The organism is Actinomadura sp. NBRC 104425 (assembly GCF_030269545.1).
Classification (GTDB): domain Bacteria; phylum Actinomycetota; class Actinomycetes; order Streptosporangiales; family Streptosporangiaceae; genus Spirillospora; species Spirillospora keratinilytica.
In genome coordinates this window covers 229,301-244,878 of the sequence record NZ_BSTN01000006.1, presented here as the reverse complement: position 1 = coordinate 244,878, position 15,578 = coordinate 229,301, and the positions used below count along the sequence as shown (strand labels likewise).

At 71.9% G+C, this 15,578-nt stretch carries 18 protein-coding genes; 11 read left to right on the top strand and 7 right to left on the bottom strand.

All coding sequences use genetic code 11. From position 1 onward, the window contains the following. Positions 1 to 30: 30 nt before the first annotated feature. Together QSK22_RS12480 and QSK22_RS12475 are read right to left on the bottom strand one after the other, a co-directional pair. Positions 31 to 843 (bottom strand): phosphodiesterase, encoded by an 813-nt coding sequence (locus QSK22_RS12480; RefSeq protein WP_285494261.1) that lies wholly within the window; start codon positions 841 to 843, stop codon positions 31 to 33. Between the two features lie 243 nt (positions 844 to 1,086). Continuing rightward, positions 1,087 to 1,644, bottom strand: a complete 558-nt coding sequence (locus QSK22_RS12475; RefSeq protein WP_285494260.1) for a hypothetical protein — start codon at positions 1,642 to 1,644, stop codon at positions 1,087 to 1,089. Between the two features lie 341 nt (positions 1,645 to 1,985). Here QSK22_RS12475 and infA point away from each other — a divergent pair, with 341 nt between their 5' ends. From infA to truA, 8 genes are all read left to right on the top strand, one after another. Beyond that, a complete protein-coding gene (gene infA / locus QSK22_RS12470) occupies positions 1,986 to 2,207 on the top strand; it encodes a translation initiation factor IF-1 (RefSeq protein WP_067912209.1) in 222 nt (73 codons plus the stop codon). Between the two features lie 69 nt (positions 2,208 to 2,276). After that, complete coding sequence (gene rpmJ / locus QSK22_RS12465; protein WP_167925053.1) at positions 2,277 to 2,390, top strand: 50S ribosomal protein L36; 114 nt, start codon at positions 2,277 to 2,279, stop codon at positions 2,388 to 2,390. A 259-nt stretch (positions 2,391 to 2,649) separates the two neighbouring features. Continuing rightward, positions 2,650 to 3,030, top strand: coding sequence for a 30S ribosomal protein S13 (gene rpsM, locus QSK22_RS12460; RefSeq protein WP_285494259.1), 381 nt, complete (start codon positions 2,650 to 2,652; stop codon positions 3,028 to 3,030). Between the two features lie 72 nt (positions 3,031 to 3,102). Next, positions 3,103 to 3,504, top strand: coding sequence for a 30S ribosomal protein S11 (gene rpsK, locus QSK22_RS12455; RefSeq protein WP_067912217.1), 402 nt, complete (start codon positions 3,103 to 3,105; stop codon positions 3,502 to 3,504). 25 nt (positions 3,505 to 3,529) lie between these two features. Further along, positions 3,530 to 4,159 (top strand): 30S ribosomal protein S4, encoded by a 630-nt coding sequence (gene rpsD, locus QSK22_RS12450; protein WP_285494258.1) that lies wholly within the window; start codon positions 3,530 to 3,532, stop codon positions 4,157 to 4,159. A 113-nt stretch (positions 4,160 to 4,272) separates the two neighbouring features. Further along, positions 4,273 to 5,286 (top strand): DNA-directed RNA polymerase subunit alpha, encoded by a 1,014-nt coding sequence (locus tag QSK22_RS12445; protein ID WP_285494257.1) that lies wholly within the window; start codon positions 4,273 to 4,275, stop codon positions 5,284 to 5,286. A 168-nt stretch (positions 5,287 to 5,454) separates the two neighbouring features. Further along, positions 5,455 to 5,997 (top strand): 50S ribosomal protein L17, encoded by a 543-nt coding sequence (gene rplQ / locus QSK22_RS12440; protein WP_285494256.1) that lies wholly within the window; start codon positions 5,455 to 5,457, stop codon positions 5,995 to 5,997. Positions 5,998 to 6,181: 184 nt separating this feature from the next. Further along, positions 6,182 to 7,111 (top strand): tRNA pseudouridine(38-40) synthase TruA, encoded by a 930-nt coding sequence (gene truA, locus QSK22_RS12435; RefSeq protein ID WP_285494255.1) that lies wholly within the window; start codon positions 6,182 to 6,184, stop codon positions 7,109 to 7,111. Positions 7,112 to 7,126: 15 nt separating this feature from the next. On the opposite strand, the gene QSK22_RS12430 is transcribed toward truA, so the two are convergent. The 3 genes from QSK22_RS12430 to QSK22_RS12420 form a co-directional block, all read right to left on the bottom strand. Beyond that, positions 7,127 to 8,782 (bottom strand): hypothetical protein, encoded by a 1,656-nt coding sequence (locus tag QSK22_RS12430; protein WP_285494254.1) that lies wholly within the window; start codon positions 8,780 to 8,782, stop codon positions 7,127 to 7,129. 14 nt (positions 8,783 to 8,796) lie between these two features. After that, the gene (locus tag QSK22_RS12425; RefSeq protein WP_285494253.1) at positions 8,797 to 9,966 is read right to left on the bottom strand and encodes a hypothetical protein; all 1,170 of its coding nucleotides are present in this window, start codon (positions 9,964 to 9,966) and stop codon (positions 8,797 to 8,799) included. Positions 9,967 to 10,109: 143 nt separating this feature from the next. Then, positions 10,110 to 11,078, bottom strand: coding sequence for a CAP domain-containing protein (locus QSK22_RS12420; RefSeq protein ID WP_285494252.1), 969 nt, complete (start codon positions 11,076 to 11,078; stop codon positions 10,110 to 10,112). Between the two features lie 479 nt (positions 11,079 to 11,557). Between QSK22_RS12420 and rplM the strand changes: the two genes are divergently transcribed. The 3 genes from rplM (at position 11,558) to glmM (ending at position 14,312) form a co-directional block, all read left to right on the top strand. Further along, positions 11,558 to 12,001 (top strand): 50S ribosomal protein L13, encoded by a 444-nt coding sequence (rplM, locus tag QSK22_RS12415; RefSeq protein WP_285494251.1) that lies wholly within the window; start codon positions 11,558 to 11,560, stop codon positions 11,999 to 12,001. 167 nt (positions 12,002 to 12,168) lie between these two features. Beyond that, on the top strand, positions 12,169 to 12,690 hold the full coding sequence (gene rpsI / locus QSK22_RS12410) for a 30S ribosomal protein S9 (RefSeq protein WP_285494250.1): 522 nt from the start codon (positions 12,169 to 12,171) through the stop codon (positions 12,688 to 12,690). 278 nt (positions 12,691 to 12,968) lie between these two features. Further along, positions 12,969 to 14,312: a phosphoglucosamine mutase gene (gene glmM / locus QSK22_RS12405; protein WP_285494249.1), complete on the top strand. Its 1,344-nt coding sequence runs from the start codon at positions 12,969 to 12,971 to the stop codon at positions 14,310 to 14,312. A 107-nt stretch (positions 14,313 to 14,419) separates the two neighbouring features. Here glmM and QSK22_RS12400 read toward each other — a convergent pair whose 3' ends face one another. Both QSK22_RS12400 and QSK22_RS12395 read right to left on the bottom strand, forming a co-directional pair. Continuing rightward, positions 14,420 to 14,764: a hypothetical protein gene (locus tag QSK22_RS12400; protein ID WP_285494248.1), complete on the bottom strand. Its 345-nt coding sequence runs from the start codon at positions 14,762 to 14,764 to the stop codon at positions 14,420 to 14,422. 47 nt (positions 14,765 to 14,811) lie between these two features. Continuing rightward, positions 14,812 to 15,447 carry an HNH endonuclease family protein gene (locus tag QSK22_RS12395; RefSeq protein ID WP_285494247.1) on the bottom strand — a complete coding sequence of 212 codons (636 nt, stop codon included), beginning with the start codon at positions 15,445 to 15,447 and terminating at the stop codon, positions 14,812 to 14,814. Positions 15,448 to 15,578 lie beyond the last annotated feature (131 nt).

Sequence of the window (15,578 nt, the reverse complement as noted above, 5' to 3'; positions counted from 1 at the left end):
CGGGCAGCCCCGGCCTTCCCGGCGGCGGGGTCATTCCACTTGCATGAGCGGCCGGTAGTTGCCGGTCGGCACGAAGTGCGTGGTGGCCGTCCCGTCGGCGACCAGATGCACGGCGAATCCGGCGGGTTCGCCGGTGAGCGCGGCGCGTCCCGGGCGGGTCATGTCGAGGAACAGCTGCCGGTAGGTGCTGGGGCAGGTGGTGCCGACCGTCCCGGCCAGCGACCCGACGGTCCCCCGGTGCACGTGCCCGCTGATGACGCGCACGACCTGCGGGTGCCGCGCGATGATCTCGGCGAACTCGGCGGTCTCGGCGAAGCGCATGTCGTCGATGAAGCGGATGCCGATCGGGTACGGCGGGTGGTGCGTGGCCACGATCGTGGGGGTGTCGGGCTGCTTCGCCAGCGTGCGGTCGAGCCATTCCAGGCGCCCGTCGTCCATGGACCCGTGCGACTTGCCGGGGACGCTGGTGTCGCAGCACACCAGGCGCGTGCCGGCCACGTCCACGGCGTACTGCACCGGGGCCTGGGGCTCCCCGCCGGTGGCGGCGACGGCGGGGTGGTCGCTGAAGGCCGCGCGGAGGGCGTCGCGGTCGTCGTGGTTGCCGGGCAGCGGGTAGACGGCCATCGGCAGGGGCGACAGCAGCGCGTGCAGCCGCTCGTACTCGGCGGGTCGGCCGCCGTCGGCCAGGTCGCCGGTCAGCACCACGGCGTCGGGCCGGGCGGGCAGCGCCAGCAGGCTCGCCACCGCCGCCCGCAGCGCCCGCACCGGGCCCGAGGCGTCGTCGACCGCGCCGTCCCGGCCCGCCGCGAGGTGGATGTCGCTGAGCTGCGCGATGATCGCCATTCGTCCCCCCTTCTCCCGGCATACCACGAAGCGTCCGGACGGCCGTGCGGCGTCCGTCTCCTGTGCCGGATTTGTTGATCTTGGCTGCCGCGCGGCCGCCGTGTCGACTCGCCGCCCGGGGACGTGAGCCATCCCACCGCGGGACCGTCCGCGCCGAGCGGGACGCGAGCGGTCGGGCGTGCGGGGCGTCTCAGAGACGCTCAGGGGCGCTCAGGGAGGCGGACGGTCGGGCGGCGGCGCTCTTCAAGCCACCTGGGCGATCACGGCCGACAGCGCGGAGGTGACGTCCTCGGGCGCGGGGGCGATGTCGGGCACGATGTCGCGCAGCGCCAGCCAGCCGTTGATGGCCTGGGCGGTCGGCTGGGCCTCGCGCAGCTGCGGGTCGTCCACGCCGTACCAGGCGGCCACCTTCGACCAGCGCCACAGCCGGTGGCCGGCCGACGACATCTCCGCGGCGGGGAACCCGCCGGGACCGCGCGCGCCGGTGATGGACAGGCGCACCGAGTCGGGTGAGCGGCCGACCCGCTCGGCGATGTCGCGGATGGTCAGCAGGGGGTCGGCCTCGACCCGCTGCACCCGCACCCCCGGGGCGGCCTCCTCCACATGCGCCACCACCTCCATGATCGCGGCGGCCAGCGTGGGGCCCTGCCAGGTGCAGTGCGCGCTGCCCGGCCGGTCGGCGTGCTGCGGCTCGGTGATGATGGACACGGTGACCAGCCCGCGGGTCCGGTCGAACAGCGGGTCCAGCTCCTCCTCGTAGAGGGGGCGGCTCAGGACCAGCGCGAAGTCATAGCCCGGCATGCCGAGCCCCTCTCTGTGCTCCGCGCCTTCGCTGTCACGACCGATTCTCCTTCGATCCCCGCCCACCAGCCCCCATCAAGTGACGCCTCCCTCAAGGATCCCTTAGGGAAAGGTACAACGCGCGGGCGGCGATATGCTTGTGCGGGAGCAGTGTCGGGGCCCGAACGCACGCTCGTTTCGCATTCGCGGCCTCGGTGCCGTAGACTCCTATGTCGGTCCACCTTCCGGCCGCCTTCCACCCATGCCTCAGTGCCTTTGGTGCCCTGGCGACGGGCCGCGGTCGTGTGTCGCGCGGCGACGCGGGCCGAATCCGATGAACCGATCAGCAAAGCGCGGAGGACATGCCCAAGAAAGAAGGGGCCATCGAGATCGAGGGCACCGTCGTCGAGTCCCTCCCGAACGCCATGTTCCGAGTGGAGCTGGACAACGGGCACAAGGTGCTCGCCCACATCAGCGGCAAGATGCGGATGCACTACATCCGGATCCTGCCGGACGACCGCGTCGTCGTGGAGTTGAGCCCCTACGACCTCACGCGCGGTCGGATCGTCTACCGCTACAAGTGAACCCGTCCCACTGAGGTTGCCTCTCCCGCGTGTGGCGGCGCGGGGGTGACCCTGGCAATAGGAGACCCAGTGAAGGTCAAGCCGAGCGTCAAGAAGATCTGCAACAAGTGCCGGGTGATCCGGCGCCACGGCCGGGTCATGGTCATCTGCGCCGACCCGCGCCACAAGCAGCGTCAGGGCTGACGGCCCGGGCGCGCCGTCCCGCCCGCCGGGGCGCCGCGCGCGGGGAACAGTCCACATCTGAAGACAGCGCAGCGCGAGCCTTCACACTCCACGCCGTACGTCTCGCCGGGATGCTCCCCCTGGAGCTCTCTGGAGGGTCGTACGGCATGGTCGTGTGAAGGGACCCACCCCCGGACGGAGGCCGGGGCCGCCACCCGGGCAGGGTGTGAGCGGGCCGCGCTGCGTCGACACCTCCGCGACACGAAGGGAACTGCCCGAGATGGCACGCCTGTTGGGCGTCGACCTCCCGCGCGACAAGCGCGTGGAGATCGCTCTCACCTACATCTTCGGCATCGGCCGGACGCGCGCGAAGGAGACCCTGCGCGCCACCGAGATCAACCCGGACCTGCGCGTCCACCAGCTCGGCGACGACGAGCTGGTGAAGCTGCGCGACTGGATCGAGGCCAACTACAAGGTCGAAGGCGACCTGCGCCGGGAGATCCAGGCCGACATCCGCCGGAAGATCGAGATCGGGTGCTACCAGGGCATCCGGCACCGCCGCGGCCTGCCCGTGCACGGCCAGCGCACGCAGACCAACGCGCGCACCCGCAAGGGCAAGAAGAAGACCGTGGCCGGAAAGAAGAAGGCCGGCAAGAAGTAACGGCAGTCCGGGCCGCCGTCCCCTCGCCGGGGCGAACGTCCGGGTCGATGACCTCAGGAGTAGAGAGAGCAGATGCCTCCCAAGAGCCGAGCCGGCGCCAAGAAGGTGCGCCGCAAGGAGAAGAAGAACGTCGCGCACGGTCACGCGCACATCAAGAGCACGTTCAACAACACCATCGTTTCGATCACCGACCCGAACGGGAACGTGATCTCCTGGGCCTCCTCGGGCCACGTGGGCTTCAAGGGGTCGCGCAAGTCGACCCCGTACGCCGCCCAGCAGGCGGCCGAGGCCGCCGCCCGCCGCGCCATGGAGCACGGCATGCGCAAGGTCGACGTGTTCGTCAAGGGCCCGGGGTCGGGCCGCGAGACCGCCATCAGGTCGCTGCAGGCCACCGGCCTGGAGGTGGGCTCGATCCAGGACGTCACGCCCGTTCCGCACAACGGCTGCCGGCCGCCCAAGCGCCGCCGCGTCTGAGCCGGGGCAGAGGAGATCAGGAGAGATGGCTCGTTACACCGGCGCCGACTGCAAGCTCTGCCGGCGCGAGAAGATGAAGCTGTTCCTCAAGGGCAGCAAGTGCGAGGGCCCCAAGTGCCCGATCGAGATCCGGCCCTACCCGCCGGGCGAGCACGGCCGGGGCCGCCCCAAGGAGACCGAGTACCTGCTCCAGCTGCGCGAGAAGCAGAAGGCCAAGCGCATCTACGGCGTGCTGGAGAAGCAGTTCGGTAACTACTACGTCGAGGCCAACCGGCAGGGCGGCAAGACGGGTGAGAACCTGCTGCGCCTGCTGGAGCGCCGCCTCGACAACGTGGTCTTCCGGGCGGGTTTCGCCAAGTCCCGGGACATGGCCCGGCAGCTGATCCGCCACGGCCACTTCCTGGTCAACGGCAAGAAGGTCAACATCCCCTCGTACCAGGTCAGCGAGGCCGACATCATCGAGGTCCGGCAGAAGTCGCTGCCGCTGGCCCCGTTCGAGGTCGCCCGCGCCGAGGCCGGCGAGCGCCAGGTCCCGGCCTGGCTGGGGGTGCAGACCGACGGCCGGATGCGGATCTTCGTGCACGCGCTGCCGGTCCGCCAGCAGATCGACGCTCCCGTCCAGGAGCAGCTGATCGTCGAGCTCTACTCCAAGTAAGGGCTCGCCCCGGTTTCGCGCCGGGCCCGCACGCCCGGCGCGAAACCGGACAATCGGGGTATATCTCCATCGCGGTCGTCATATAGCGGGCACCGCGGAAAGAAGGTTCCATCATGCTCATCGCTCAGCGTCCCACCCTCACCGAGGAGCAGGTCGACGAGTACCGGTCGCGGTTCACCATCGAGCCGCTGGAGCCGGGCTTCGGCTACACGATCGGCAACTCGCTGCGCCGCACCCTGCTGTCCTCGATCCCCGGCGCCGCCGTCACCAGCATCCGCATCGAGGGCGTGCTGCACGAGTTCACCACCGTCCCGGGGGTCAAGGAGGACGTCACCGACATCATCTTGAACCTCAAGGAGCTCGTCGTCTCCTCCGAGCACGACGAGCCGGTGGTGATGTACCTGCGCAAGCAGGGCCCGGGTGAGGTGACCGCGGCCGACATCGCGCCGCCGGCGGGGGTCGAGGTGCACAACCGCGACCTGCACATCGCCACGCTGAACAGCAAGGCCAAGCTGGAGATGGAGCTGACGGTCGAGCGCGGCCGCGGCTACGTCTCGGCGGCCCAGAACAAGCAGCCGGGCCAGGAGATCGGCCGCATCCCGATCGACTCGATCTACTCGCCCGTCCTGAAGGTCACCTACAAGGTCGAGGCGACCCGAGTCGAGCAGCGCACCGACTTCGACCGGCTCATCCTGGACGTGGAGACCAAGCCGGCCATGCTGCCGCGCGACGCGGTGGCCTCGGCGGGCAAGACCCTGGTCGAGCTGTTCGGGCTGGCCCGCGAGCTCAACGTCGAGGCCGAGGGCATCGACATGGGCCCGTCCCCGACCGACGCGGCGCTGGCCGCCGACCTCGCGCTGCCGATCGAGGAGCTGAACCTCACGGTCCGCTCCTACAACTGCCTCAAGCGCGAGGGCATCCACTCGGTCGGCGAGCTGGTCGCCCGCAGCGAGCAGGACCTGCTCGACATCCGCAACTTCGGCGCCAAGTCCATCGAGGAGGTCAAGCAGAAGCTGGCCGACATGGGCCTGTCGCTGAAGGACTCCCCGCCCGGGTTCGACCCGAGCGCGGCCGCGGACAACTACGGCGACGACGACTCCAGCTACGCCGAGACCGAGCAGTACTGATCCGCGAACGTTCCCCGTCGCGACGGGGGGCGGGGTGCGGGGCCGTCCGTCCGGGCGGGCCCGCACCCCGCGCGAACGAGTAACCGACACGATGATCCCGCCGCGTGCGTCACGGCGGCGGGCGACTGACGCCGGTACCTGATACGGCCGGCGCAGGAAGGACACGCGATGCCCAAGCCCACCAAGGGCGCCCGCCTCGGCGGCAGCCCCGCGCACCAGCGGCTGCTGCTGGCCAACCTGGCCACGCAGCTGTTCGAGCACGGGCGCATCACCACCACCGAGGCCAAGGCCCGGCGGGTGCGTCCGCTGGCGGAGAAGCTGATCACCAAGGCCAAGCGCGGTGACCTGCACAACCGTCGGCAGGTGCTGCGCGTCATCCGGGACAAGAGCGTGGTGCACGAGCTGTTCACCGAGATCGCTCCGCGCTACGAGAACCGTCCCGGCGGCTACACCCGGATCACCAAGATCGGCCCGCGGCGCGGCGACAACGCGCCGATGGCCGTGATCGAGCTGGTGCGGGAGCCGCTGGCCGCCTCCACCGGCACCGCCCCGGCCGCCGCCCCGGCGGAGAAGGCCGAGGAGAAGACCGAGGAGAAGGCCGACCTCGCAAAGTCCGAGGAGACCGAGGCGGCGGAGTCCGCGGACGAGGCGAAGGCCGAGGCCAAGGACGCCGCTGACGAGGCCGAGAACGCCGAGGGCGACGCCAAGTAGACCCTCGCCCGACCGTTTGCGGTGGCGATTTCGATCGGCATCCGATCGACACCACCGGGGCCCGCCGTCCCGCTACGGGACGGCGGGCCCGATCTTTGCCAGACTGGATCTATGGTCAGGTCAGGAGGGCGGCGGCCCGCGGGAAGAACGAGACACGACGGTGGAGAAGGGCAGCTTTCCTGACATGACCGCATTGGTACGGCTCCGCCTGGACATCAGCTACGACGGGAGCGATTTCGCGGGCTGGGCCCGGCAGCCCGGGCAGCGGACGGTGCAGGGCGTGATCGAGGACGCGCTGGCGCGCGTGCTGCGCCTGGACCCGGCGCCGGTGCTGACCGTCGCCGGGCGCACCGACGCCGGAGTGCACGCGCGCGGCCAGGTCGCCCACGTCGTCGTCCCGAGCGCCGCCTACTCCGCCATCAACGGCACGCTGCCGCGCCGGCTCGCCGGCGTGCTGCCGCCGGACGTGCGCGTCCGGCGCATCGCCCCGGCGCCCGACAGCTTCGACGCCCGGTTCTCGGCGCTGTCGCGGCGCTACGAGTACCGCGTGTGCGACGACCCGGTGGGCGTGGACCCGCTGCGCCGCCGCGACGTGCTGTGGCACCCGCGCCCCCTCGACCTGGACCGGATGAACGCCGCCGCCGCCGCTCTGGTGGGCGAGCACGACTTCGCCGCCTACTGCCGCAGGCGGGAGGGCGCCACGACCATCCGGCGGCTGCTGCGGTACGAGTGGACGCGCGAGGAACCCCACCTCGCGGTGGCAACGGTCGAGGCCGACGCCTTCTGCCACTCCATGGTGCGCGCCCTGGTGGGCGCGCTGCTGATGGTCGGCGACGGCCGCCGCGACATCGACTGGCCCGCCAAAGTGCTGGCGGCCGGGGTGCGCGACTCCGCGGTGAACGTCGCGCCCGCGCACGGGCTGTCCCTTGAGGAGATCCGGTACCCCGATGACGAGGCCGCCCTGGCGCGGCGCGCCCAGGAGACCCGGCGCGTCCGCACCCTCAACGCGACCGGCGGCAACGGCGCCGCGTCCGCCAACGGCGGTGCGACCGGCGACGGCGGCTCGGGGGAGACGGCCGACGCGGACGAGTCGTCCTCGGCGGGCGTCTCCTGACCGCACCCGGCGCCGTTACCGGCGCTGCCTGGCGCGTGCGTCGATGGGACGTACGCCGTAGTCGATGAACTGCCGCGCCACGTTCTGCAGCGCGTCCCCGGGCTGGGGGCGCCTGCCGTTGGCGTACTGGGCGTACGAGTAGACGATGTAGCGGCCGCGCACGGTGCTGGCGGCGTATCCGCCCGCGCGGTCGATGTCCTTGGTCCGCGAGCCCGCCATGCCGCGGAACCATTCGTACTTGCTGGGGTCGCCGGCGCGGCTCGCCCGGAGCGCGGCCTCGTGGTTGGGCAGCACGGCGATGCCGGACGTGACGGCCACCGACCGCTGCTTGTCCAAGAAGGTGACGCGGACGACGCTGGTGCAGCCCGCACGCTGCAGGGCCTGCGCCATCGCGCCGCGCGCGGTCAGGGCGCAGTTGTGGTTGACCGACGCCTTGTCCCGCACGTAGGAGCGGCCGCCCACGGTGACGTTCTTGGTGGGGAACGCCTCGACCAGCGCCAGCGGCTTGGGGTCGGTCTTGACGTTGTTGATGCTCGCCTGCGCCGACTGGGAGGGGGCGGGAACCGTGGTGGCCCCGGTGGGCGAGGCGGCGGGGGCCTGCGGCTGCTGGGCGGACGTGGGCGTGCGCCCGGCCGGAGCCGCCTCACGGCCGTCGCCGCCCGAGCCGGAACCGAGCAGGACGTACGCGCCCGCGGCGACGACGAGGGCGCCCGCGACACCGCCGGCGGCCAGCAGCGCCTTGCGGTTGCCGCGCTTCTTCCCGCTCGGTGCGGGTGCGGTCGGGGCGCCCTGGTCGGCGGGGGCGGCGGGGAACGTCTGCGTCGGCGCGGTGTAGCCGGGGCCGCCGAACGGCGCCGGATTGTCGGGGCGGTACGGCGGCGTGGCCGCCGTCGGCTGGTTTGGGGAAGCGGCGGGGCCGGGGGCGGGTGCCGCAGGGGCCGGGATCTCGGTTCGGGGGATCGGCGCCGTGTCGTCGTCCGAGGCCTGGGGACCGGCGGGCTTGCCGCCCGCGGGTTCGGTGCCGGCGGGCTTGTCTTTCCCGGGCGTCGCGGAGTCGTCGTCGACACGGACGACGGGGATGTCGGGCTCGGTCTCGGCGGCGGACGGCGGCGCGGGCTGCCGGGTGGGGACGGCGCCGCGCGTGTCGACGCCCGGCGCGCCGGCACCGGCCACCAGCGTGCCCGGCGTCGGGGCCGGCAGTGGATCGGTCCCAACGGGAGGTTCGGACGACTCGGACGACTCGGCCGATTCGGGTGCCGCGGCTTTCGGCTTCGCGGCTTCGGTCTTTGCAGGTTCGGTCTTTGCAGGTTCGGTCTTGGCAGGTGCCTTCTTTGCAGGTTCGGCTCCGGGTGCGGGCTGCTCGTCAGGCCCGCTCTCGGCGTCGGCGCCGTCGGATGCGGTCTGCGGCTTGTTCTCCGCGTCGTCGCCGGTGTCGTCGTCCTCGTCGGTGGCCCACCAGGGACGCTGGAGCATGAACGGGGGCAGCCCGACGGTGCCGGGCTTGTCGGCGGGGGCTTCCTCGGACTTCTCCGGGGAGGTCTGCGCGGACGGTCTGTCGGGCTCGCCGGCGGCGGGGTCCGCGTTGCCGAAACTGGGCGGCGCCTCGGAGGCGGGGCCGGAGGACGCCCCCGGCTCCTCGGCGGAGTCCCTGGTCTCGTTAGGTCCAGACATAAGAAGTGAGGGTATTAGTTTCCGTAGGGTTTCCCCTCGGTCTCCCGGTAGGCCAGCGCGAAGCTGAGGCCGCTGTTCTTGATGACCTGGCGGCCGAACGTGGTGACGGCCTTGTAGGAGGACTCCGGGATCTTCTTGCCGTCCGGGCGCTGGACCCAGGTGATGACCAGGTAGTGGCCGCGCGCCTCGGCGGTGCCGAGCGCCTCTCCCTTGCCGATCTTCTTGGTGATGCCCGGGCCGGTCAGCGGCCGCAGCGCGGCGCTCTTGGCGCTGGCGGCCTTGACGGCGCTCTTGGCATACGTCTCGGTCGTCAGGTTGAACACGCCGACCGAGCCGATGAGCGCGCCGTCGCTGCGCACGTAGGTGGCGCGCAGCACCTGCGAGCAGTCGCCCTTGCGCAGCACGCTGGTCAGCTTCGTCCCGGTCACCGTGCTGGTGCAGCTGCTCTTGTGGTTCCAGGCCACCCGGCTGTACTTCATCCCGCTCGCCTTGAAGGAGCGCTTGCCGAAGATCTCTTCGAGCGTCAGCGGGGTGGGGTCGGTGGTGCGGCTCTTGAGCTTGACCGGCTGCAGCGACGGGACCGTGGGGGACGGGGTCGGCGACGCGGTCGTCTTCGTCGGCGTGGCCGAGGCGGTGGCGGGCTCGGCGTCGCCGTCGCCCTTCAGCATCGACGACACCGCGAAACCGCCGCCGACCAGCAGCAGCCCGGCGGCGGCCGCACCGCCGATGGTCAACGCGAGGTGGGGCCGGCGCTGCCGCGGCGCCTCCTGCCCGGCGGGCCCGTCGGGCGGTTCGGGGCCGTCCGGTCCGCCGGGGCCGGGGCCGAACTCGGCGAACTCGCCGTTCGGACCCGGCCCCGGCGCCTGCCCGGACTCCGGGCCGTAACCCTGCCCGAAGCCCTGGCCGTGGCCCGAGTCGTAGATCTGCGTGTCTCCTGGGGCGCCGGGCCCTCCCGGGCCGTCCGGAGCCTGGCCGAAGGGCGGTGCGATCGCCTGGGTGCCGGACGGTCCTCCGGCCGCGGACGCCCTGGCCTGCCGCGGCCCGCCCTCCCAGGGATGGTCCCCCCAGGAGGGCGCGCCGGGCGGTGCCTCCTCGGGACGCTCCGGTGCGGGACCGTACGGCGCGGACGGCGGCTGCCCGGGAGGCCAGCCGCCGGGTTTGCCTTGATCGCCCGGATAACCCATGGCTTGGACCTTACCGTTCCTCTGCTACGGCTCTGGATCTGCGGGGAGAAGCTCGGAACCTTCGGATCACCCACCTTGACATGGGGCGGAACCGGACGCCGCCGGTTTGCGGAAGGTCGCCCGGTGAGCGGACGACGTGACTGCTAGCGGCCGAAGTCCTGCGTCCAGTACAGGCCGCGGTCGCTCTTGGCCACGCCGACGCCGATGGTGCGCAGGCTGCAGTCGAGGATGTTGCGCCGGTGTCCGGCGCTGTTCATCCAGCCCTCCATGACGGCGTCGGGGGTGGTGTACCCCATGGCGATGTTCTCGGCCGCCGGGTCGGGGTAGCCGGCCGCCTCCATGCGGTCGAACGGGTCGTCGCCGTTCTGCGAGTTGTGCGAGAAGTAGTTCTTCGCCGCCATGTCCTCCGAGTGCTTGCGCGCGGCGGTGACCAGTCGGTCGTCCACCTTCAGCGCGCTGCAGCCCGCCTTGGCCCGCTCCTCGTTGGTGAGCTTCACCACGGCGTCCTCCTCCTTGGAGAACGCGCCCGAGTCCGAGCCGGAGTCCGAGCTGCTGTCCGAACCTGAGCCGGTGTCCGAGCCTGAGCCGGTGTCAGAGCTGGAACCGGAGTCGGAACCAGAACCGGAACCGGAGTCGGAGTTGGAGCCGGAACCGGTGTCAGAACCACTGCCGGAGCCGGAGTCCGAGCCGCTGTCAGAACCGGAACCGGCGCCCGAGTCCGAGCCGGTGTCAGAGTCCGAGCCGGAACCCTTCTTCCAGTCCCAGTCCCAGCCCCAGCGTGAACGCTTGCCGGTGTCCGAGCCGGAGTCGGCGGAGTCGGAGCCGGACGAGGGCGTGCTGCTGTCGTCCTCCTGCGACGAGGGCGATTGCGGCTTGGGCCAGTCGCCGTGCATCCGCTTGAGCGGCGGCGTGTCGCGGTTCCACCTCTGCTGCCACTGGCCGGGAGAGGGATTCTGCTGCCCGCCGCTCGGCGGGGTCGGCGTGAACTTGCTCGATGCGCTGGCCGGTTGGGCGTCCAGCAGGACGGGCAGGGCGGTGCGGTCGAGAGCGAAACCGGTTCCGACGGCGAGCGCGGAGGCGGTGAGCGACGCGGTGACGACCGCGAACCGCATGCCCCGGGTGCGTCGGTCCTCCCGGCGGTGTTTGGGGGTGTACCGGGTCCTTGCCTTCTGTGTTGAGCGGGGAGTGTTCAGCGGGGGCTCCCTGGGTCGGGCCGGCGGTGCCGGCGTGACGTACCAGTGGCATGGCACGATAACCCTTAAAAAACCGGCAAGTCTCCCTAAAGCGGACAGATTTTACCTGTGCACGGCCGGTATGGTGATCGACACGGGCCTCGGCGAGCCCTGCGGAGAAGCGTCCCGAAGCGGGGCATCGCAGGGCCTGCCGACGCCGTCCGCACGGCCGAAACGGTCGAGGCACCTTCGCGCATAGGGCATACTGGAGGGTGGCGGGGCTGCACGACGTTCCCGCTTTGACCCGTGCCCGCGAGGCTCGATATTCTGCGGGTTCGTTGTGTCTTTGCTTGCGTCCGCTCTCCGCGGCGGGCGATCGCAACCGCTAGAAGTCGACGAGGAAACGAAGGTCTACGACCGTGCGCACGTACACCCCTAAGCCCACTGACGTCGAGCGTCAGTGGTACGTCATCGATGCGACCGATGTCGTGCTGGGTCGGCTCGCCAGTCAGGTCGCGCAGCTGCTTCGGGGTAAGCACAAGCCGATCTACGCGCCGCACCTGGACACCGGTGACTTCGTCATCGTCGTGAACGCCGAGAAGGTCGCGCTGACGGGCAACAAGCGCCAGCAGAAGCGCGCCTACCGGCACTCCGGTTACCCGGGCGGGCTGCGCTCGATCGCCTACAGCGACCTTCTGGACAAGCACCCCGAGCGCGCGGTCGAGAAGGCGATCAAGGGCATGCTGCCCAAGAACCGGCTCGGCCGGAAGATGTTCGGCAAGGTCAAGGTGTACCGCGGCCCCGAGCACCCGCACCAGGCGCAGAAGCCGATCCCGTTCGAGATCAAGCAGATCGCGCAGTGAACCCCCGCCGTCCGGCGTCCGCCGGGCGGTGACGCACATTCACACGGTGGATGCCGGCCACGCGCGCGGCTCCGCCGGTCGGTCGCCGAAACCATTTCCGTGGCCGCCGGGGCACCCGAAGACCGACCGGGCCCGCCGCCCTGGCCAGAAGACCCTTGGAGAATTCCGTGGACGAGCCCACCGGCTTGGAGACGCCCGCTGAGGGTGTCGAATACGACGCCTACGACGAAGAAGTCCCGTCCGAGTACAGCACGGAGACGCCGCAGGCCGTCGAGACCGGCTACCTCGGTCAGCCGGTGGCGACCGGCCCCGCCGCCGGCACCGGCCGCCGCAAGCAGGCCATCGCGCGGGTGCGGATCGTCCCCGGCAACGGCACCTGGAAGATCAACGGTCGCACCCTCGACCAGTACTTCCCGAACAAGGTGCACCAGCAGATCGTGAACGAGCCGTTCGTGCTGCTCGGCCTGGACGGGCAGTTCGACGTGCTGGCCCGCGTCAACGGCGGCGGCGTCACCGGGCAGGCCGGCGCGCTGCGCCTGGGCATCTCCCGGGCGCTGCAGGTGGCCAACCCCGACCACCGCCCGGCGCTGAAGAAGGCCGGCTTCCTGACCCGCGACGCGCGGGTCATCGAGCGCAAGAAGGCCGGTCTGAAGAAGGCCCGCAAGGCGCCGCAGTACAGCAAGCGCTGATCGTCAACGGTGCGAGCCGTCGCACCCCGCGCATCGGGTCCGGTGCGCGCCCCGCGGGAACCGGGGCGCCCCGGCCGGCGGGGGCGGCGGCTCGTCCGCGTTTGCGGATCATCCGTCCCGTCCGCGCCTGCGCCGCCGGATCGCGACTCGACGATCTTGGAGGTGGCGCAACGGCTGCCGAGAACGGGGCGGCGCACTAGATTTGACCGCGCGGAGCGACGGGGTGCGGCCCCCGGTCGCGGGCCGCGCGGTCTCTTTTTCTATCGGGAGTGGAAACTGTGGGTCGTCTTTTCGGGACCGATGGCGTACGCGGGCTCGCCAACCGCGATCTGACCGCCCCGCTGGCCATGGACCTGTCCGTCGCCGCGGCGCGGGTCCTCGGCGAGGCCGGCGCGTTCACCGGGCACCGCCCGGTCGCCGTGGTCGGGCGCGATCCGCGGGCCTCGGGCGAGTTCCTGGAGGCCGCGGTGGTGGCCGGGCTGGCCAGCGCGGGTGTGGACGTGCTGCGGCTGGGGGTGCTGCCGACGCCGGCGGTCGCCCATCTGACCCACGCGCTCACCGCCGACCTGGGCGTGATGCTGTCGGCCTCGCACAACCCCGCCCCCGACAACGGGATCAAGTTCTTCGACCGCAGCGGCCACAAGCTGCCCGACGAGATCGAAGACCGCATCGAGGCCAGCCTCGGGCAGGACTGGGAGCCGCCGACCGGCGCGGGCGTCGGCCGCGTCCGCGAGGCGCACGGCGCCGTCGAGCACTACGTCGCGCACCTGGTCTCCACGCTGCCGGTGTCGCTGGCCGGGCTGCGCGTGGTGGTGGACTGCGCAAACGGCGCGTCCTGGGAGGTGGCGCCGGAGGCGCTGCGCCGCGCCGGCGCCGAGGTGATCACCATCGGGGTGGCGCCGGACGGGCTGAACATCAACGCCGGCTGCGGCTCCACCCATCTGGACGCGCTGCGCGCCGCGGTGCTGGAGCACGGCGCCGACGCCGGGATCGCCAACGACGGCGACGCCGACCGCTGCCTGGCCGTCACCGCGACCGGTGCGGAGGTCGACGGCGACCAGATCATGGCGATCCTGGCGCTGGAGCAGCGCGAGGCCGGGCTGCTGGCCGCCGACACGGTGGTCGCCACGGTCATGTCCAACCTGGGCTTCCGGCTGGCCATGCGGGAGGCCGGGATCAAGGTCGTGGAGACCGCGGTCGGCGACCGGTACGTGCTGGAGGCGATGCGGGAGGGCGGCTACACGCTGGGCGGCGAGCAGTCCGGCCATGTGATCATGCGCCGGCACGCCACCACCGGCGACGGCGTGCTGACCGGGCTGCACCTGCTGGCGGCGATGGTGCGGCGCGGCGTCTCGCTGGACGAGCTGGCCAAGGCGATGACGCGGCTGCCGCAGGTGCTGATCAACGTCCGGGGCGTGGACAAGACGCGGGTCAAGACGTCCCCGGAGCTGGCTGCGGCGATCGCCGAGGCCGAGGCGGAGCTGGGCGACTCCGGGCGGGTGCTGATCCGGCCGAGCGGCACCGAGCCCATGGTGCGGGTGATGGTCGAGGCGTCCTCGCAGGAGCAGGCGCAGTCGGTCGCCGAGCGGCTGGCGGGCGTCGTCCGTGCGGCCCTGGGCTGACGGCCCGCTGCAAGACGGCCTTTCGACACCGAGCGTTCGCGTCCCCGGCCCCGGTCAAGGGCCGGGGACGCGGCTTTCCTCAGGGCGCCCGCCGCGGGCGCCGCGCGTCAGCTGTCGGTGATGTCCAGGCGGCCGACCTTCAGGTGCGCGATCTCCACGGTGCCCGCCTGGAGATGCCCGATGACGGCCCGCTTGACGACCAGCCGGCCGATGGCGACCGCGCCGATCGCGAGGGCGCCCAGCGCCATCGCGCCCAGCGCCAGCGACCCGGCGGCGTTTCCGGCGCGCACCGTCAGCCCGGTCGCCGACGCCCCGGTGACCTCCGCGCCGGTGGCGCGGGCCCCGAAGGCGCGTTCGGTGCGGACGCGCGGCCTGTCCTTGCGCGCATGCTCGTCGTCGTTCGGTGCCTGCCCGTTGGGCGGTGCGGCGTGCTCGTTGGGGTCGCTGCTCATGGGGTTCAGCCTATTGCCGCCGTCCCCGCGCCACGCCGGGCCCGGCCTCAGCAGCGGTCGAGGAAGCCGCGCAGCGCGTCGCGGTCGGCGCGGGTCACCGGCAGCGAGTACTTGCGGGCGACCGCGATGTACCTGATGCCGTACTCGCAGCGGAACACCTCGGCCGGCTGCCACTGCGCGGGGCCGGAGTCGCTCTTCTCCCGGTTCGGCACGCCCCACACCGCCAGGAGGTTGTCGGGGTCGTTGGCGAACCGCTCGCGCCGGTCCGCGCTCCACCGGGAGGCGCCCATCCGCCACGCCAGCGCCAGCGGGTAGACGTGGTCGATCTGCACTTCGGCGGGCTTGGACCGGTTGAAGGCGATGTCCTTGCCGCTGTAGGGGTCGTGCAGCCGCCCGGAGGTCACGATGCAGTCGTCGCGTTTGCGCACCTGCCGCAGGTCGCGGGCGAGGATGTCGTTGCGCTGGTCGCAGCCGTTGCGGTCGATGTCCTTCCACCGGCCGCCGAACCGGTCGCGCGAGTAGCCGTCCCCGTCGCCTTCGGACGCGATGCGCAGCGCGGCCAGGTCGTCGCGCGCCTTGGCGACGTTGCGCTCGGCGGTCCGCGAAGCGCCGCCGGACGGCCGTTCCGACGCGGAGGGCCCCGACAGGCGGACGTCGGCCTGGCATCCCGCGGCGGCCGTCATGAGCAACGCGCACGCAAGTCCCGCCGCCGACCGCCGCACGCCCCGGCGCCGCCACATCCTTCCCCCACCGCTTTCTAGTTTTGATCCGCTATACCGCTATTTGCCGTGATTTGACGGTAAGAGGTTACGGG

What these genes read in the sequence shown, in the direction of transcription:
- rpsK (WP_067912217.1), top strand. Translation starts at nt 3,103, where the DNA reads ATGCCTCCCAAGAGCCGAGCCGGCGCCAAGAAGGTGCGCCGCAAGGAG.
- QSK22_RS12420 (WP_285494252.1), bottom strand. Translation starts at nt 11,078, where the DNA reads ATGCGGTTCGCGGTCGTCACCGCGTCGCTCACCGCCTCCGCGCTCGCC.
- infA (WP_067912209.1), top strand. Translation starts at nt 1,986, where the DNA reads ATGCCCAAGAAAGAAGGGGCCATCGAGATCGAGGGCACCGTCGTCGAG.
- truA (WP_285494255.1), top strand. Translation starts at nt 6,182, where the DNA reads ATGACCGCATTGGTACGGCTCCGCCTGGACATCAGCTACGACGGGAGC.
- QSK22_RS12395 (WP_285494247.1), bottom strand. Translation starts at nt 15,447, where the DNA reads ATGACGGCCGCCGCGGGATGCCAGGCCGACGTCCGCCTGTCGGGGCCC.
- rpsD (WP_285494258.1), top strand. Translation starts at nt 3,530, where the DNA reads ATGGCTCGTTACACCGGCGCCGACTGCAAGCTCTGCCGGCGCGAGAAG.
- QSK22_RS12425 (WP_285494253.1), bottom strand. Translation starts at nt 9,966, where the DNA reads ATGGGTTATCCGGGCGATCAAGGCAAACCCGGCGGCTGGCCTCCCGGG.
- rplQ (WP_285494256.1), top strand. Translation starts at nt 5,455, where the DNA reads ATGCCCAAGCCCACCAAGGGCGCCCGCCTCGGCGGCAGCCCCGCGCAC.
- QSK22_RS12400 (WP_285494248.1), bottom strand. Translation starts at nt 14,764, where the DNA reads ATGAGCAGCGACCCCAACGAGCACGCCGCACCGCCCAACGGGCAGGCA.
- QSK22_RS12480 (WP_285494261.1), bottom strand. Translation starts at nt 843, where the DNA reads ATGGCGATCATCGCGCAGCTCAGCGACATCCACCTCGCGGCGGGCCGG.
- QSK22_RS12445 (WP_285494257.1), top strand. Translation starts at nt 4,273, where the DNA reads ATGCTCATCGCTCAGCGTCCCACCCTCACCGAGGAGCAGGTCGACGAG.
- QSK22_RS12430 (WP_285494254.1), bottom strand. Translation starts at nt 8,782, where the DNA reads ATGTCTGGACCTAACGAGACCAGGGACTCCGCCGAGGAGCCGGGGGCG.
- rpsM (WP_285494259.1), top strand. Translation starts at nt 2,650, where the DNA reads ATGGCACGCCTGTTGGGCGTCGACCTCCCGCGCGACAAGCGCGTGGAG.
- QSK22_RS12475 (WP_285494260.1), bottom strand. Translation starts at nt 1,644, where the DNA reads ATGCCGGGCTATGACTTCGCGCTGGTCCTGAGCCGCCCCCTCTACGAG.